Origin of the sequence: Acrocarpospora sp. B8E8, from assembly GCF_039871605.1 — a bacterium.
Taxonomy (GTDB): Bacteria; Actinomycetota; Actinomycetes; order Streptosporangiales; family Streptosporangiaceae; genus Acrocarpospora; species Acrocarpospora macrocephala.
In genome coordinates, this window is record NZ_JBDPLV010000001.1 from 356,872 (window position 1) to 373,098 (window position 16,227).

Here is a 16,227-nt window from a genome sequence, read left to right on the forward strand (position 1 = left end):
GTGTCGCCGTGATCATCCGCACGAATCACAACCGCGTGGCCGTAGAAACCATCCGGTTCCCCCGCCCTTGGGGAGTAGGAAAGGGAACCGGTTTGTGCGGTGGTGGTTGGGAACCGGCCGGGCTCTGCGCCTCAGGGGGAGCAGGAACCAGTTTGTGCGTGGTGGTTGGGAACCGTCCGGTTCCCCGCCCTGGGGAGTAGGGAGGGGAACCGGTTGGTGCGGTGGTGGTTGGGAACCGGCCGGGCTTTGCGGCCCCAGAGGGCCGGAAGGCGGCCGGTTCCTGGTTAGGGATGGGTCACGGGTAGGAGACGACCTTGGAGGGGATGGTGGCGGTGCCGAAGGCGGGGGCGCCGGTGTCGTTGATTACGTGGTTGATTCGGCCGTTGCCGCCTAGGGAGACTGAGAGGAGGCTGTGGAATTTGACGCCGGGTTTGATGGGGGTTTCGAAGACGCGGTCGACCTCGATGGTGGGGTCGACGTTGAAGTAGCAGTAGCTGCCCATGCCCCAGCCCTCGTGGACGTTCACGTTCGGGCCGACCTTGTAGGCGGCCCAGCCCTTGACGGTGCCGTTCATGTAGGCGGCCTGGTTGGGCGGGTCGTAGGCCTTCTCGTTCTGGAAGAAGATGGTGCGGCCACGCTCGCCGTACCACTCGACGTCGTACTTGCGGAAGTGTTCGACGAACAGGCCGGTCGCGAGGACGTCGTCGCCGTTCACGATCATGCCGGTTTCGGCGGTGTTGACGGTCCAGCCGATGCCCTCGCCGTGGTCGCCGCGCCAGAGCCAGGTGTGGTCGATGATGACGTCATCGCTGTTGATCACCAGGCTGGTGGTGGCGTTGCCGGCGAAGGCGCCGCCGATGCGGACGAAGACGTCCTGCAGGGTGGTGGGGTTGGCGGCGTGGTCGGCGCTGGAGCTGGCCGGGCCGACCTCGATCAGCACGTCGGACTTCTGCGGGCCCGCGTCGATGAGGAAGCCGGCCAGCTTGACGCCGTCCACGTCGGCGACCTTGATCGCGGTGGCCGCGTTATCGGGGATGATCGTGGCCAGGCCGAGGCCGAGCACGATGGTGTTCGGCCGGTTGATGTTGATGGGGGCGTTGACGTGGTAGATGCCGGGGGTGAGGAGCAGGTTGAGGCCCTGGGCGAGTGCCGCGTTGATGGTGGCCGCGGTGTCGGTGGGCTTGGCGACGTAGAAGTCGGTCAGCGGGAGCGAGGTGCCGGCGGTGGGGCCGTTGGCCCAGCTGTGGCCGCGCGCGTTGGTGCGCAGGGCGGGGACGAAGACGCGGTAGTTGCCGCCGCCGTCCACGTACAGGTACGGCTTCTCCCGGCTGATCGGGGTGTTCTGCAGCGTGGTGTACACCGGCTCGGGGAAGGAGTTGGCGGGCGCGCCGGCGACGCCGGAGAAGACCATGTTCCAGACGCCGTTGACCCAGCTGCCGATGGTGCTGTCCCGGGTGTACCACTGCTGCTGGGAGTACGGGCCGACCGAGCCGTCGATCTTGCTGTCCGCGATGTAGCCACCGCTGGCCCAGCCGTACCCAGTGGGCGCCAGGTTGAGGTTGCCGCGGATGTGCATGCGGCGGAACGGCGCGGCCTGGGAGACGGCCCAGCGGTTCTCGCCGCCGGTGGGCTGCACTGCCAGGTTCTCGGTGGAGCGCCAGAAGTTCTGGGTGGCGTTGCCGCCGAACCAGCCCGCGTCCACGGTCACGCCGCCGTTGATGACGACGTCGCCGGGGTTCTGGCCGGCGCCGATGATCGAGGTGTAGAAGCCGACCCGGGCGTTGACGTTGTAGGTGCCCGGCTTGAACAGGAAGGCGTGCCGTCCGGTGCCGAACTGGGCGGATTCCTGCTGGGTGAAGACGGTGTCGAGGGCGCTCTGGATGGTGGCGCTGGACATCGACGGGTCGATGACGTGCACGTTCGGGCCGAGCGAACCGCCGCCGGGAATCGGGTCAGGAGGGTTCGTGGTGGTTGTCGTGCGCACCGCGAACTCCCAGAGCGAGTAGCCGTAGCCGGTGGCGCGGGTGGTGCCGAGCATCCGGACGTAGCGTCCTGAGCCGCTGACGGCGTGGGACTGCACCCCGCCGGTCGCCCCGGTGACCGACTTCAGGTCGGTCCAGGGGTCGGCGCCGTTGGCGGAGACCTGGAGCTTGAAGGCGCTGGCGTACGCGGCCTCCCAGCGCAGGTCGATGGCGCAGATGGTCTGGGTGGAGCCGAGGTCCACCTGGATCCACTGCGGGTCGCTGGCCGCGCTGGACCACCGGGTGCCGTTGTTGCCGTCGAACGCGGCCGATGCGGGGAAGCCCGCGTTCTGGATGGAGGAGGCGCTGCTGGGCTTGTTCAGCGCGGCGTTGGCGGCCGGGCAGGGGTCGGTGGTGCCGCCGGGCTCGCCGTACACCTGGAATTCCCAGAGGGAGTAGCCCCAGCCGGTGGCGCGGGTGATGCCGAGCATGCGGACATAGCGGGCGCTGCCGGTGATGTCCCAGGTGTCGATCCCGCCGTCACCTCCGGTGACGGATCGCAGGTCGGTCCACGTGGTTCCGTTCTGGGAGCCCTGCACCTTGTACGCGGTCGCGTACGCGGCCTCCCAGTTCAGGATGACCCGGGTCAGCGGGATCGAGGATCCCAGGTCGACCTGGAGCCACTGGTCGGCGGTGGCCAGGCTGGACCAGCGGGTGCCGGTGTTGCCGTCGACGGCGTTGCCGGCGGCCATGCCGGCGTTCTCGACGGAGGAGGCGGTGGCGGGCTTGCCCTGCGACACCAGAGTGTCGGCGAAGGCAGGCGTGGCGGGAAGGGTGATCAGTGCCGCCACCACCGCGGATGCGGTGAATAAGGCGGCAGTTCGGGACAGACCTCTCATGCGTGTCTCCACAGCGGAAGCGGGGGGTGAAGGTCCAACAGACGCGACTTACGACATGCCGTAAATCAACACCTTATTTCGATCCTTGATTTAACTTGCGCGGCACATTGTCGTCAAGAGTCGGACTCAAATGCTCGGCCGCGCCTGTGTCTGGACTGAGGAACGCAGGTCGCGGAGCGGCCGGAGTGACGAGGGAAGACGCAGGCTGAAGGCGGCCGAGCCGCCGTGCCGGAGGCGCGGCCATAGACACGGCCGCGCCTGTGTCTGGACTGAGGAACGCAGGTCGCGGAGCGGCCGGAGTGACGAGGGAAGACGCAGGCTGAAGGCGGCCGAGCCGCCGTGCCGGAGGCGCGGCCATAAACAAGGCTGGGGCGGCCGGAGGCGCGGTCTAACGCAGTTACCCTGAGTGTTGTTCTCTCCCTGACTGAGAAATGGCCCCCCGATGACCGAGCTGCTGCCCGCGCTGATGGCCGCCGCCGAGCGTTTCAGCATCGCCGGGCGGGAGCTTTACCTCGACTTCCTGCCGAACCTGCGCGCCTGGCACTCCATCACCGACCTGGTCGGCGCGGTACGGCTCGGCATGTGGTTCACCCTCCCCGACGGCCGGGAGATGTCCTTCGAGGTGTCCCTCCGCCCGCACGACAACGGCGCGTGGACGATCGGCGGCGCGATCACCCTCGAAGACCAGGAATTACTCCGCCTGGAGGAGATCGAGACCGGCACGCCCGTCGCCCTGCTCAACCGGTACGCCGAGGACCTGATCATGCCCGCCCGCTGGCACCTCGACCAGGCGATTCAGAGCGCGTGCAACCCCTGAATGACCTCCCGCAGGATGCGCTCCTCCGGCAGCTGCGCGACGGTCGCGGGCGGCCGGGCCGCGATCAGGCGCAGCTCGCGGAGATCCCCCAGCAGCACGCGCACCACGTTCAGCGAAAGCCCGACATCGGAGGCGATGTCCGCCACCGAGGCCGGGGACTGGCAGGCCCGCAGGATCCGCAGCTGCTCGGGCGGCAGGCCGGTCACGTGCGAGGCCGGTAGTGCCCTGACGATCGTCACCAGATCGAAGTCGGGCCCGGTCGGGCGGGTCCGTCCCCGGGTGAGCGTGTAGGGGCGCAGCAGGGGGGGTTCGTCGGTCACGAGTTCTCCCCGCGCAGCTGGGGCGCCAGGCTTGCCTGCCGTACGCGCCGGGGCAGGCCGTCTCCCTCGGAGGGCACGGGGGTGAGCGCGGGCTGCTGCGGGATGAGCCGCTCGACCGTGTACTCCTCCGGCTCGCCCTCCACCACGATGTCCAGCGGGAGCAGCACGATCGCGGTGGTCCCGCCGTACGGGGAGGCCCGGAGCGAGACGCGGACGCCGTGCCGCTGGGCGAGGCGGCCGACCACGAACAGGCCGAGCCGGTCGCTGTCGGCCAGGTCGAACTCGGGCGGCTCCGCCAGCCGCTCGTTGAGGTGGGCCAGCTCCTCGGCGCCGATGCCGAGACCGCGGTCCTCCACCTCCAGCACGAACCCGCGCGCCACCAGCTCGCCCCGGACGAAGACCTGGGTGTTGGGCGGGGAGAAGATGCACGCGTTCTCCACCAGCTCGGCCACCAGGTGGATGACGTCGGTGACGGCGGGTCCGGCCAGCGCGGTCTCGGGAGGCACGGCGATCAGGACCCGCAGGTAGTCCTCGACCTCCTCGACGGCGGCGCGGGTCACGTCGTAGAGCGAGACGGGGTCGCGCCAGCCGCGCCCGGGCGCGGCGCCGGACATGATGATCAGGCCTTCCGCGTGCCGCCGCATGCGGGTGGTGAGGTGGTCGATGCCGAACAGCTGCTCCAGCACGGCCGGGTCGGCGACCTGCCGCTCCAGCGTGTCGAGCAGGTCCAGCTGGCGGTGCAGCAGCGATTGGCTGCGCCGGGCCAGGTTGAGGAAGACCATGCCGACGCCCTTGCGCAGCCGGGCCTGCCCGACGGCGGCCTCGACGGCGGTGCGCTGCACGGAGGCGAACGCCGCGCTGACGTCGTCGACCTCGGTGGTGTCGCGGGCCACGGCCAGCGGCGGCGTCTCGGCGGCCACGTCGACCTCCTCGCCGTTGCGCAGCCGCCGTACCACGTCGGGCAGCCGCCGGTCGGCCAGGTCGAGCGCGGCGTGCCGCAGCCCGGCCAGCTCGGTGGCGAGCTTGCGGGCGAACCGGAAGGAGAAGAACACGGTCACCACGACGGCGACCAGGCCGAGCACGCCGAGCAGCGCGGCCCGCCAGAGCACGCTTTCGGCCAGCGGCGCCGCCCGTTGGGTGATCTTCCTGGCGATCTCGCCGCCCAGCTTGTCCAGCGTGATGGAGACGGCTTCGGCGGTGGCCTGCCAGCGGGCGGCCTCGATCGGCAGCACCTTGCCCGGCCGGACGACCTCGATGACGCCCTTCTCCAGGGTCAGGTAGTCGGCGTAGATGGGGGAGGCGTTCAACGCGTCGTACGGCTGGCGCAGCTCGTCGTCGAGTTGGCTCGTTCCCAGCTGGTACAACAGTCGCCGTTGCCCCACCATCTCGGCGAAGGCGGCGCGCTCGTCCTCGGTCATCTTCCCGGCGCCGAGGGTGCCCGCCAGCAGCGCGGACTGCTGGCTGACGATCTCCCGCCCGCGCCCGACCAGGATGATCGCCTTGGTCTGGGCGACCAGGTCGATGTCGGGGGAGATCATCAGCCGGTCGTAGACCTGGAAGCCGACCTCGGCGATGGAGCTGTACTCCTCCAGCGCGTCCAGCCGGGAGATGTCCCGGTTCTCGACCTGCTCGCGCACCGTGTCCAGGCGGCTGAGCTGGCTCAGTAACTCCTGGACCCGCTCCCACATGGCCGGCGGGGTCGAGCTCTCCGCCTCGGTGGCGTGCGCGGCCAGCGCCGCGGCGGCGGCGTCCGTGGTCTCCTGCTGGGTGTCCAGGTCGGCGTGGTAGGTGCTCGTGCGGCCCAGGTAGGACAGCGACCGGAGGCGCTCGTTCTGCAGCTCGGTCAGCACGACCCTGGCGGGTGACACCACATGCTCGTAAACCGCGCCGATGCGGACGTACTCCATGCCCGTCTGCAGGCTGATCGCGGCGGCGAATCCCCAGATGACGGTCAGCGCGACGACCGGAAGCAGCAGGATGGCGAAGATCTTGACGCGGACGGAACGTTTGCGGCCAGCCATAGGGGACCCCGTACACATGCGTTAATAGTGGCGAAACACTAGCAATGTGTGAGCTGGGCCACTAGGTGACTTTCTTAACGATACGACTCCTAATGCGCATAGGAGGTGCACCCAGTGTCTGATTGTAAGACAATCAGTCTATGCGTATCGTTGCCGCCGCCGTTCTCTGGGGAACCGCGGGAACCGCCGGGGCCTTCGCGAGCGCCGGATCGGTCTCCCTGGCCGCCGCCCGGCTGGTGATCGGCGGCTCCATCCTGGCCCTGCTGTTCCTCCGCTCCCGGGCCTTCAGCCGCGACCTGGTGCTCGGCGCGGTCTGCGTCGCCGCCTACCAGCTGTGCTACTTCGCGGCCGTCGCCAGGACCGGCGTGGCCATCGGCACCGTGGTGGCGATCGGCAGCGGCCCGGTCTTCACCGGCCTGCTCTCCTGGGCGCTCGACCGCACGACCCCCTCGGCCCGCTGGCTCGGCGGCACGCTCGCCGCCGTCGCCGGCTGCGCGGTGCTGGTCCTGGGCGGCGGCAGCGAGGGCGGCGCCGATCCCGGCGGCATCGGGCTCGCCCTGATCGGCGGCCTGCTCTACGCCTCCTACGCGGTGACCGCAGCCCGCGCGATCGACCGCGGCGCTCCCTCCGACACCGTGATGGGCACGATGTTCGGTGGCGCGGCCGTCCTGATGCTCCCCGTGCTCCTGCTCTCCGGCCCCGGCTTCCTGACCACGCCGTCCGGCCTGCTCACCGCCCTCTACCTGGGCGCCGCCACCACCGCCCTCGCCTACGTCCTGTACGGCCGGGGCCTGCGCACCACCCCCGTCGCCACCGCCGCCACCCTCGCCCTGGCCGAACCCGCGGTCGCCGCCCTGCTCGGCGTGGCCGTGCTCGACGAACGCCTGACCCCGCTTTCCTGGGCCGGCCTGGCCCTGCTTGCCACCAGCCTGATCGTGGTCGCTCTACCAGAACGCCGAGTCCCCCTAGGCTCGGCAGCGTGAAGCTGCGCCCTGTCTCCACCGTCGAGGCCCTCGCCGACGCCCTGCGCACGAGGGTCCTGTCCGGCGACCTGGCCCCCGGCACCTCCCTCCCCGAGCAGGAGATCTCCGACACCTACGGCGTGGCCAGGCCAACCGTCCGGGAGGCCCTGGCCGCGCTCGTGCACGAGGGCCTGCTCCGCCGCGAGCGCAACCGCAGCGCGTACGTGCCGGAGATCACCACGTCCGACCTGGTCGACCTCATGTACGTCCGCGGCCCGCTCGAAGAACTCATGGCCGAGGCCCTGTACGGCCACCGCGTCCCCGACGCCGAAGCCGCGCTGACCCGTCTTGAGGCACTCCCGCCGGACGAACCCTGGGCCGAGGTGGTCGCCGAGCACATGGCCTTCCACCAGGCGCTGATCGTCGCCGTCGGCAGCCCGCGCCTGGAACGCCTCTACGCCGCCCTCGCCGCCGAGACCCGCCTCGGCCTGGTACGGCTCCGCGCGGTCTACCGCGAACGTGCCGAACTGGTCGCGGAACACCGTGACCTGCTCGCCGCGATCGAGCGCGGCCCGGCCGAGGCGGCCCGGCGAGCCGTCCGGGAACACCTGGAATGGCGCAGTTGAGGCCGTCTCTTGCCGGGAACACCCGGGAGTCGTCAGAATCGCGGCCATGCACGGCAATTCAGTGCCAGAGCCGGGCACGGATTCGCGCGTGCCGGATTCATACGTATATGTCACCGAAGAGGGTGTGACGCGCCACTATTCCGACGGCAGCGTGGAAGCGCTCGCCTGGGAGGACGTGGTCGAGGTCCGAGTCGGCGGAGCCGACCTTAAGGACGATGACGACGCGGACGTCCTCATCGTCCTCCTTGATCGGGAGGGCGAAGGTTGCGTCGTGCCCAGATCCGCGACGGACGCCACATTCCTGGCGCGCCTCCGCTACTTGCCCGATTTCGACCTGGATCGGCTGAGCTCCGCCGTGGAGACGGCACATTCCGGATATGTCGTCGTATGGCGGAGCCCGGAGCCACCTTCACCGCTGCCGGATCTGGAATACGACTAGGTTCCGTGCCGTCCGGCGCCCGAGCGGAACCGTTCGACGCCGTCCAGCCCGGCCTGGAGTGAGGCCAGGCCGTAGCGGAACTCGGTGGCCATCGACTCCGCCTCCAGCGCCGAGAGGCGATCGTTGCGCAGGCACGCCTGGGGGAACGCGGCCAGCTGGGCCGCCAGGGCCTCGGCGTGCTGGCGGGCGGTGCCGCTGGGGACCACCCGGGACGCCAGGCCGATGTCCAGGGCTTCGCGCGCGGAGACCGCCCGGCCGGTGAGGATCAGGTCGAGGGCGCGGCCGGTGCCGATCAGCTGCGGGAGCCGTACCGTGCCGCCGTCGATGAGGGGCACACCCCAGCGGCGGGAGAAGACCCCGAAGGTGGCGTCGGCGGCGACCACCCGGAGATCGCACCAGAGCGCGAGTTCGAGGCCGCCGGCCACCGCGTGGCCTTCGACGGCCGCGATGACCGGTTTGGAGAGGCGCATCCGGGTCGGGCCCATCGGGCCGTCGCCGTCCTCGGTGACCTGGTTGCCGCGCTCGGTGCCGATCGCGTGCAGGTCGGCTCCGGCGCAGAAAGTGCCCCCGGCTCCCCACAGAATCGCGACCGAGGAGGCGTCATCGGCGTCGAATGCCCGAAAAGCCGCCGCGAGTCCGGCTGCTGTTGGGCCATCGACCGCATTCCGTACATCTGGCCGGTCCAGAATCACGGTCGTCAAAGATCCTTGCCGTTCCACGCGTACCGTCATGCTCCCCGAACCTAGTTCGGGGACAAGTTCTCTGTACATCTTTGGATCGTTCCGTCAAGCGACTGGGTGCCCCGGTTTCGGCCGATTGTGGACAGATGTGATCGTTCCCTTGTAAGGTTTCGATCTTTAACATTTACCTCGGGTACCCCCCTCTCCTGGTGTAACAGAGAAAGCGGTCAACCAACCGGACGGGGTGCGCGTCTTGTTCATTGCGAACAACGAGGCAGCAGGTGGAGTGTCATGAGGGTGGGGCTTCAGACGTCCGCTACGGGCGTTCCCGAGCAGAAGATCCGGACTGCGCCCAGCATCTGGACCCGAACGTACGCGCGCGTCCTGCTGGCCGGAGACCTGGCCTGCGCGATGATCGCGTGCGAGACCGTCATCGGCGTGCGCCTGTGGCTCGGAGCATGGATTCCGAAATACGAGGCGTTCCTGGGCTTATCCCTGGCCCTGGCATGGCCGATCGCCATGGCGATCGCCGGAGCCTACCGAAAACGGGTGCACGGAGAGGGCACCGACGAATTTCGGGCCGTCTTCACGGGGGGTATGGGGCTCACGGCTTCGGTCGCCATCGGCGCCTACGCCACGCAGACCACCATCGCGCGCAGCTTCGTGATGGCGATGTTCCCGCTGGCCCTCTTCCTGACCTTGTATTTCAGGTATCGCATGCGTAAGCACCTGCACCGCCGTCGTGGCGACGGCCACTACGTCCGCAACGTCGTCGCGGTGGGCCATCGCGAGGCCGTGCTCGACCTGGTGATGCAGTTCCGCCGCCAGCCGCACCACGGCATGCGCATCGTCGCGGCCTGCCTGCCCAACGGGAGCAATCTCGACGTGGACGGCGTGCCCGTGCTGGGCGACTTCACCAACGTGGACGAGGTCGTGCTGAAGACCGACGCCGACTCGGTGGCCATCCTGGCCTGCCCGGAGCTGGACGGCTCCGCGCTGCGGCGGATGGCGTGGAGCCTGGAGGCGGCCAAGACCGACCTGTTCGTGGCCCCCGCGCTGATGGACGTGGCCGGTCCCCGGATCAGCATCCGCCCGGTCGCCGGGATGCCGCTGCTGCACGTCGAACACCCCGAGTTCGAGGGCACCAAGCACATCATGAAGAACCTGTTCGACAAGGTTCTCGCCTCCGCCGTGTTGCTGGTGGCCGCCATCCCGATGCTGGCCATCGCCGCGGTGATCCGCAGCACCAGCCCGGGCCCCGCGCTGTTCCGTCAGGCCAGGATCGGGCGCGGCGGCAAGGAGTTCCGGGTGCTCAAGTTCCGCACCATGGTGCAGGACGCCGAACGCCTCAAGCAGCAGCTGCACGAGGACAACGAGTTCGACGGCGTGCTGTTCAAGATGCGGAACGATCCACGTGTGACCAGGGTGGGAGCGGTGCTCCGGCGGTTCTCGCTGGATGAGTTCCCGCAGCTGCTGAACGTGTTGCGGGGCGAGATGTCGCTGGTCGGGCCGCGCCCGCCGCTCCCCGAGGAAGTCGCCCAGTACGGTGAGGACGTGCGGCGCCGCCTGGTCGTCAAGCCCGGCATGACCGGCCTCTGGCAGGTCTCCGGACGCTCCGACCTGACGTGGGAGGAGTCGGTCCGCCTGGACCTGCGGTATGTGGAGAACTGGTCGCTCATCCTGGACCTGCAGATCCTGTGGAAGACGTGGTCGGTCATGAAGAACGGAAACGGAGCCTACTAGCTGTGAAAGCCCTCGTGCTCGCCGGAGGATCTGGCACCAGGCTCCGGCCGATCACCCACACCTCCGCCAAGCAGCTGGTCCCGGTCGCCAACAAGCCGGTCCTGTTCTACGGCCTGGAGGCCATCGCGGCGGCCGGGGTCCGGGAGATCGGCATCGTGGTCGGCGCCACCCACGCCGAGATCGAGGCGGCCGTCGGCGACGGCTCCCGGTTCGGCGTCGAGGTCACCTACCTGCGCCAGGAGGCCCCGCTGGGGCTCGCGCACGCGGTGCTGATCGCGCGCGAGTTCCTCGGCGAGGACGACTTCGTCATGTATCTCGGCGACAACTTCATCGTCGGCGGCATCAACGGCATCACCGAACGCTTCGTCCAGGACCGCCCGGCCGCGCAGATCATGCTCACCCAGGTCGCCGACCCGCGCCAGTTCGGCGTGGCCGAGCTGGACGGGTCCGGCCGCGTGGTCGGCCTGGAGGAGAAGCCGAGCACGCCCAAGAGCGATCTGGCCCTGGTCGGCGTCTACCTGTTCACCCCGGCCATCCACCAGGCGGTGGCCGAACTCAAGCCGTCCTGGCGGGGCGAGCTGGAGATCACCGACGCGATCCAGTGGCTGATCGACGAGAAGCAGCGGGTGGAGTCCTCGGTCATCTCCGGCTACTGGAAGGACACCGGCAACGTGGCCGACATGCTGGAGGTCAACCGGCTCGTGCTGGAGTCGGTGGAGCCCAGGATCGACGGCACGGTGGACGCGGCCAGCGAGCTGATCGGGCGGGTCGTGGTGGAGGAGGGCGCGGTGGTCGAGCGGTCCCGCATCCTCGGCCCGGCGATCATCGGCTCCGGCGCGCGGATCCAGGACAGCTACGTCGGCCCGTTCACCTCGATCGCGGCCGACTGCACCGTGGATCGCAGCGAGATCGAATATTCGATCGTGCTGCCGCGCTCCTCCATCTCCGGCGTGCACCGGATCGAGGCGTCGCTGATCGGCCATGACGTGGAGGTCACGCCCGCGCCCGCGACGCCGAAGGCGCACCGGCTGGTGCTCGGAGATCACAGCAAGGTCCAGATCAGCACCTGATGTCAACCGTTGCGCCCGCTGGGGAGTCGATATATCCGTTGGGGAAGTGCACGAACCAGAGGGTGCGGATATCAACGTGAGGCTTCTCATCACCGGCGGCGCCGGGTTCATTGGATCAAACTATGTCCGGCAGGTGCTGGCCGGGCGGTATCCGGCGTTCGCCGGGGCTTCGGTGACGGTGCTCGACCGGCTGACGTACGCCGGCAACCTGGCCAATCTCACCTCCGTCGAAGGCCGGTACGACTTCGTCCACGGTGACGTGTGCGACGCCAAGCTGCTGGCCGAGGTGGTGCCGGGGCATGACGTGGTGGTGCACTTCGCGGCCGAGTCGCATGTGGATCGCTCGATCGACGGGGCGGCGGACTTCGTCCGTACCAACGTGCTGGGGACGCAGACGCTGATGGAGGCGTGCCTGGCGGCGGAGGTCGGGCGGGTGGTGCAGGTCTCCACCGACGAGGTGTACGGCTCGATCGAGACCGGGTCGTGGGACGAGAGCGCGCCGCTGGCGCCGCGGTCGCCGTATTCGGCGGCGAAGGCGGGCGGGGACATGATCGCCCGGGCGTACGCGGTGACCCACGGGCTGCCGGTGTCGATCACGCGGTGCGGCAACAACTACGGGCCCTACCAGCACCCGGAGAAGGTCATCCCGCTGTTCATCACCAACCTGCTGCGCGGGCTGACCGTGCCGCTCTACGGCGACGGCGGGAACATCCGGGACTGGATCCACGTGGACGACCACTGCGCGGGCATCCAGCTGGTGGCCGAGATCGGCGAGCCCGGCGAGGTCTACCACATCGCCGGCACGGCCGAGCTGACCAACCTGGAGCTGACCCGGCGGCTGCTCGACATCCTGGGCGCCTCCGACGACATGGTCCGGCGGGTGACCGACCGCAAGGGTCACGACCGCCGCTACTCGCTGGACGACGCCAAGCTGCGCGCGCTCGGGTACGCGCCCGAGGTGTCCTTTGACGAAGGGCTGGCCGCCACCGTCAAGTGGTACACCGACAATCGTTCCTGGTGGGAGCCGCTTCCGTGACGACGTGGCTGGTCACGGGCGCGGGCGGCATGCTCGGCACCGACCTGGTCGCCCTGCTCCGGAAACGCGACGAGATCGTCGAGGGCGTCACCCGGGCCGACCTCGACCTGCGCGACAAGGCCCGGGTGCACGCCATGGTCGGCGACCTCGGTCCTGACGTGGTGGTCAACTGCGCCGCCTGGACGGCCGTGGACGCCGCCGAGACCGACGAGCACGAGGCCCTGGCGATCAACGGCCGGGCGGTCGAGATCCTGGCGTCGGCCTGCGGGGCCCGGGGTTCCCGGCTCATCCACCTCTCGACCGACTACGTCTTCGACGGCACGGGCACCAAGCCCTATCCGGAGGATCACCCGGTCGGCCCCCTCAGCGCGTACGGCAGGACCAAGCTGGCCGGAGAGCGGGCCGCGCTCGCCTACGGCGGGACGGTGGTCCGCACCGCCTGGCTGTACGGCGCGCACGGCCCCAACTTCGCCCGCACCATGATCAGGCTGGCGGCCGGGGACGGCCAGGTCTCGGTGGTCGACGACCAGCTCGGCCAGCCCACCTGGACCGGCGACCTGGCCGCCCAGCTCACCCGGCTGGCGGACGCCCCCGCCGGGATCTACCACGGCACCAACGCCGGCCAGGTCACCTGGTACGGCTACGCCCGCGAGATCTTCGCCCTGCTCGGCCAGGACCCCGACCGCGTCCGCCCGGTGACGACCAAGGAATTCCCCCGCCCGGCACCCCGCCCCGCCTACAGTGTTCTCGGCCACGACGCCTGGGCAGTCGCCGGCGTGGAGCCCATGCGCGACTGGCAGGAGGCACTGCGCGCGGCCTGGCCGACCCTGACCGAGACCACCTGACATGACGATGACGGAAGCCGGTGACGCCCCATGATCCCGCTCCCCGGACAGGTACGCCCCGAGCCCCGGCGTCGCTACCTGCTCGGCACCCCGCTGGACGCGCTGACCATGGACGAGGTCCTGGCCCGCTGCGTCGCCGCCATCGACCAGGAGCAGCCGCTGGCCATCGGCGTCGTGAACGCCGCGAAGATCGTTAACATGCGGACCGACCCGGCGCTGGCCAGCTCGGTGATCGAATCCGACCTGGTGCTGGCGGACGGCCAGTCGGTGGTCTGGGCCTCCCGGGTGCTGGGCCAGCCCCTCCCCGAGCGGGTGGCGGGCATCGACCTGTTCACCCGGCTGCTGGCCGAAGGGGAGGAGCGCGGCTTCCGCGCCTACTTCCTGGGAGCCAAGCCCGAAGTCCTGCACGCCATGCTGGCGGAGATCCAGCGGCGTTTCCCCCGCCTGGCCGTCGCGGGCGCGCGGGACGGCTACTTCGCGATCGAGGATTCCGGTGAGGTGGCCGCCGAGATCGCTGAATCCGGCGCGGACATGTTGTTCCTCGGCATCTCCTCGCCCAAGAAGGAGATCTTCATCCGCGAGTTCGGGGCGCTGACCCGGGCCAAGGTCATCCACGGGGTCGGCGGCTCCTTCGACGTGCTGGCGGGCTGGACCCGCCGCGCCCCCGAGTCCTGGCAGCGGCTGGGCCTGGAGTGGCTCTACCGCACGCTCCAGGAACCGGTCCGGCTGGCTCCCCGCTACCTGAAGACCAACGGAAAGTTCATCCTCATGGTCGCCGGCGAGCTCTTCCACCGGAACCGTCCCCCCATCCACGAACGCGCCCCTGTTCTGTTAACGGAGGAATACGACGTGACACCGCATCGCCGCATCGCCCAGCTGGGGTCCGGCGCCGACCTCCTGCCAGGCATGGTGAACCTGGCCATCCGCGGCCTGCCCCCGGGCTACGCCGACGGCGAGTTCGTCTTCACCCGCAGAGGCGCGCGGCAGCCCGACGGAACCTGGACCGCCGTGCCCGAAGGGCGCAGCGTGCGCTACACGGCCATCGTCGCGCTCGGCGTGGCCACCCTCCCCGAGGACAGGCAGCGGGAGGCACTCAACGGCGAGAACGCCCTCGACCTGGTCGGGCACCTGATCGACGGGTTACCCCAGGTCCGCGGGCTCGGCGACGCCGCGCTCAGCTGCTGGGCCGCGGCCGAGACCGGGCATCCCCGGCTGAACGTGGCGCTGGAGGCGCTGACCAAGCTCGATGAGGAGCACAGCGCCGCGCCGCAGGTCTACACGGTGGAGGCGTCCTGGGCGCTGGCGGCCTACGTGGCGGCGGGCGTGCGGGACCATCGGCTGGCCAGGGCGCGGGAACGGCTGCTGGCCGGGCTGTCCGCCGACCGGCTCTACCGGCATGTGCTCGGCGAAGGGTCAGGGCCGCTGGTGCCCTGGTACCGGGCGCACGTCGGCTGCTTCGCCGACCAGGTCTACCCGCTGCAGGCGCTGGCGCGCTTACACGCCGCCGTCGGCGACCCGGAGGCGCTCGCCGCCGCGGAGCGGGTCGCGTCGGGCATCTGCACCGCGCAGGGCGAGCAGGGGCAGTGGTGGTGGCACTACGACGCGCGTACGGGGTCGGTGGTCGAGGGATACCCCGTCTACAGCGTGCACCAGCTCGCGATGGCGCCGATGGCGTTGCTGGATCTGGCCGACGCGGGCGGCACGCCGTACCTGGCGGAGATCTCCAAGGGGCTGGCCTGGATGACCGAGCGGCCCGAGTCCAGCGAGTCCCTCATCGACGAGGAGCTGGCGCTGACCTGGCGGAAGGCGGCCAGGGCCGACCCGAAGAAGATCGTGCGAGGGCTGCGCGCGGTGGCCACCCGGGCCAGCTCCGGGGCCAGGCTCGGCACGCTGGACCGGCTCTACCCGCCGGTCACGATCGATCGGGAATGCCGCCCCTACGAGCTCGGCTGGCTGCTCTACGCCTGGCTCTTCGAGCCCGGCAAGTCCTGAGCGCGGCTGCTCTCGTCGCGCAGCCAGGTGGTGTAGTCGCCTGACCTGATCGCCCGGTTGGCCCGCCGCCTGGCCAGCACGGTCACCGCCAGGAACACGGCGGCGGCGTCGGCGAGCAGCGGCCGGCGCCGCACGATGGCCAGGATGTCGCGCGGGCTGGTCCGCACGGTGACGGTCGAGTTGCGCTCCCACTCGCCGACCCCGGTGGCCGCGCGGACCCGCCGCCTGAGCAGGTCGCCCACCGTGCGAGGTGGCTGGATCCGGACCGAGGCGGTCCGCACCACCACCCGCTCGGCCGGGGTGAACGCGTGCGAGGCGGCCAGGTCGTCGGCCATGACCTGGGGGAGCTCGCGCAGCCGCCGGTTGCCCTCCTCGCTCACCGCGATCACGCCGCGCCCGAACAGCCCGTCCCGCACGTGCGGGAGCCGGCTCCAGAGCGCGTAGTACCGGCGCACCACCCACGGCCGCCCGGCCATCGGCAGCTCCCGCTCCGGAGCCGCCGCCAGCGCGTCCCGCAAGGCCGCCGCCAGCGCGCGCACGTCGGCCGTGCCCAGCTCGACATCGGCGTCCACGTACATCCGCGGAAAGCCGCGCGCGGCCTCGTCGCCCAACCGCAGCGCCTCCCGCTTGGACGGCACCGGCGTGGACACCACCCGCACGCCGTGCGCCGCGGCGACCGCCTCGGTGCCGTCGGAGCAGCCGTTGGCGACGACCACGATGTCGAACTCGTCCGGCTCGGCGTCGGAGAGCAGCGCGGCGAGCAGCCGCCCGAGCACCTGCTCCTCGTTGTGCGCCGGGATCACAATGCTGATCATG

14 protein-coding genes are annotated in these 16,227 nt (G+C 70.2%); 9 read left to right on the forward strand and 5 right to left on the reverse strand.

Translation table 11 applies throughout. From position 1 onward, the window contains the following. Window positions 1-295: 295 nt before the first annotated feature. Window positions 296-2,860, reverse strand: coding sequence for a discoidin domain-containing protein (locus ABGB08_RS01675; protein ID WP_347585385.1), 2,565 nt, complete (start codon window positions 2,858-2,860; stop codon window positions 296-298). Between the two features lie 442 nt (window positions 2,861-3,302). On the opposite strand from ABGB08_RS01675, the gene ABGB08_RS01680 reads away from it, so the two are divergent. Further along, window positions 3,303-3,677, forward strand: a complete 375-nt coding sequence (locus tag ABGB08_RS01680; protein ID WP_347585387.1) for a hypothetical protein — start codon at window positions 3,303-3,305, stop codon at window positions 3,675-3,677. On the opposite strand, the gene ABGB08_RS01685 is transcribed toward ABGB08_RS01680, so the two are convergent. Both ABGB08_RS01685 and ABGB08_RS01690 read right to left on the reverse strand, forming a co-directional pair. Then, the gene (locus tag ABGB08_RS01685; RefSeq protein ID WP_347585389.1) at window positions 3,656-3,997 is read right to left on the reverse strand and encodes a DUF742 domain-containing protein; all 342 of its coding nucleotides are present in this window, start codon (window positions 3,995-3,997) and stop codon (window positions 3,656-3,658) included. The two genes, ABGB08_RS01680 and ABGB08_RS01685, sit on opposite strands and share 22 nt — an antisense overlap. Further along, window positions 3,994-6,018 carry an ATP-binding protein gene (locus ABGB08_RS01690; protein ID WP_347585392.1) on the reverse strand — a complete coding sequence of 675 codons (2,025 nt, stop codon included), beginning with the start codon at window positions 6,016-6,018 and terminating at the stop codon, window positions 3,994-3,996. The genes ABGB08_RS01685 and ABGB08_RS01690 overlap by 4 nt, the downstream gene beginning before the upstream one ends. 140 nt (window positions 6,019-6,158) lie before the next feature. On the opposite strand from ABGB08_RS01690, the gene ABGB08_RS01695 reads away from it, so the two are divergent. The 3 genes from ABGB08_RS01695 to ABGB08_RS01705 all read left to right on the forward strand — a co-directional run bounded on the left by ABGB08_RS01695 (window position 6,159) and on the right by ABGB08_RS01705 (window position 8,045). Next, a complete protein-coding gene (locus tag ABGB08_RS01695) occupies window positions 6,159-7,001 on the forward strand; it encodes an EamA family transporter (protein ID WP_347585394.1) in 843 nt (280 codons plus the stop codon). After that, the gene (locus tag ABGB08_RS01700) at window positions 6,998-7,606 is read left to right on the forward strand and encodes a GntR family transcriptional regulator (protein ID WP_347585396.1); all 609 of its coding nucleotides are present in this window, start codon (window positions 6,998-7,000) and stop codon (window positions 7,604-7,606) included. The genes ABGB08_RS01695 and ABGB08_RS01700 overlap by 4 nt, the downstream gene beginning before the upstream one ends. 124 nt (window positions 7,607-7,730) lie before the next feature. Then, window positions 7,731-8,045: a hypothetical protein gene (locus ABGB08_RS01705; RefSeq protein ID WP_347585398.1), complete on the forward strand. Its 315-nt coding sequence runs from the start codon at window positions 7,731-7,733 to the stop codon at window positions 8,043-8,045. Here ABGB08_RS01705 and ABGB08_RS01710 read toward each other — a convergent pair. Then, window positions 8,042-8,815: a crotonase/enoyl-CoA hydratase family protein gene (locus tag ABGB08_RS01710; RefSeq protein ID WP_347585400.1), complete on the reverse strand. Its 774-nt coding sequence runs from the start codon at window positions 8,813-8,815 to the stop codon at window positions 8,042-8,044. The two genes, ABGB08_RS01705 and ABGB08_RS01710, sit on opposite strands and share 4 nt — an antisense overlap. A 201-nt stretch (window positions 8,816-9,016) precedes the next feature. Between ABGB08_RS01710 and ABGB08_RS01715 the strand changes: the two genes are divergently transcribed. From ABGB08_RS01715 to ABGB08_RS01735, 5 genes are all read left to right on the forward strand, one after another. Continuing rightward, the gene (locus ABGB08_RS01715; RefSeq protein WP_347585402.1) at window positions 9,017-10,468 is read left to right on the forward strand and encodes a sugar transferase; all 1,452 of its coding nucleotides are present in this window, start codon (window positions 9,017-9,019) and stop codon (window positions 10,466-10,468) included. Between the two features lie 2 nt (window positions 10,469-10,470). After that, on the forward strand, window positions 10,471-11,538 hold the full coding sequence (locus ABGB08_RS01720; protein ID WP_347585405.1) for a glucose-1-phosphate thymidylyltransferase: 1,068 nt from the start codon (window positions 10,471-10,473) through the stop codon (window positions 11,536-11,538). Window positions 11,539-11,614: 76 nt separating this feature from the next. Further along, the gene (gene rfbB / locus ABGB08_RS01725; protein ID WP_347585407.1) at window positions 11,615-12,574 is read left to right on the forward strand and encodes a dTDP-glucose 4,6-dehydratase; all 960 of its coding nucleotides are present in this window, start codon (window positions 11,615-11,617) and stop codon (window positions 12,572-12,574) included. Then, on the forward strand, window positions 12,571-13,419 hold the full coding sequence (rfbD, locus tag ABGB08_RS01730; protein ID WP_347585411.1) for a dTDP-4-dehydrorhamnose reductase: 849 nt from the start codon (window positions 12,571-12,573) through the stop codon (window positions 13,417-13,419). Before rfbB ends, rfbD begins: the two co-directional genes overlap by 4 nt. A gap of 30 nt (window positions 13,420-13,449) precedes the next feature. After that, window positions 13,450-15,411 (forward strand): WecB/TagA/CpsF family glycosyltransferase, encoded by a 1,962-nt coding sequence (locus ABGB08_RS01735; RefSeq protein ID WP_347585413.1) that lies wholly within the window; start codon window positions 13,450-13,452, stop codon window positions 15,409-15,411. On the opposite strand, the gene ABGB08_RS01740 is transcribed toward ABGB08_RS01735, so the two are convergent. Further along, the gene (locus ABGB08_RS01740) at window positions 15,378-16,226 is read right to left on the reverse strand and encodes a glycosyltransferase family 2 protein (protein ID WP_347585415.1); all 849 of its coding nucleotides are present in this window, start codon (window positions 16,224-16,226) and stop codon (window positions 15,378-15,380) included. The two genes, ABGB08_RS01735 and ABGB08_RS01740, sit on opposite strands and share 34 nt — an antisense overlap. Window position 16,227 lies beyond the last annotated feature (1 nt).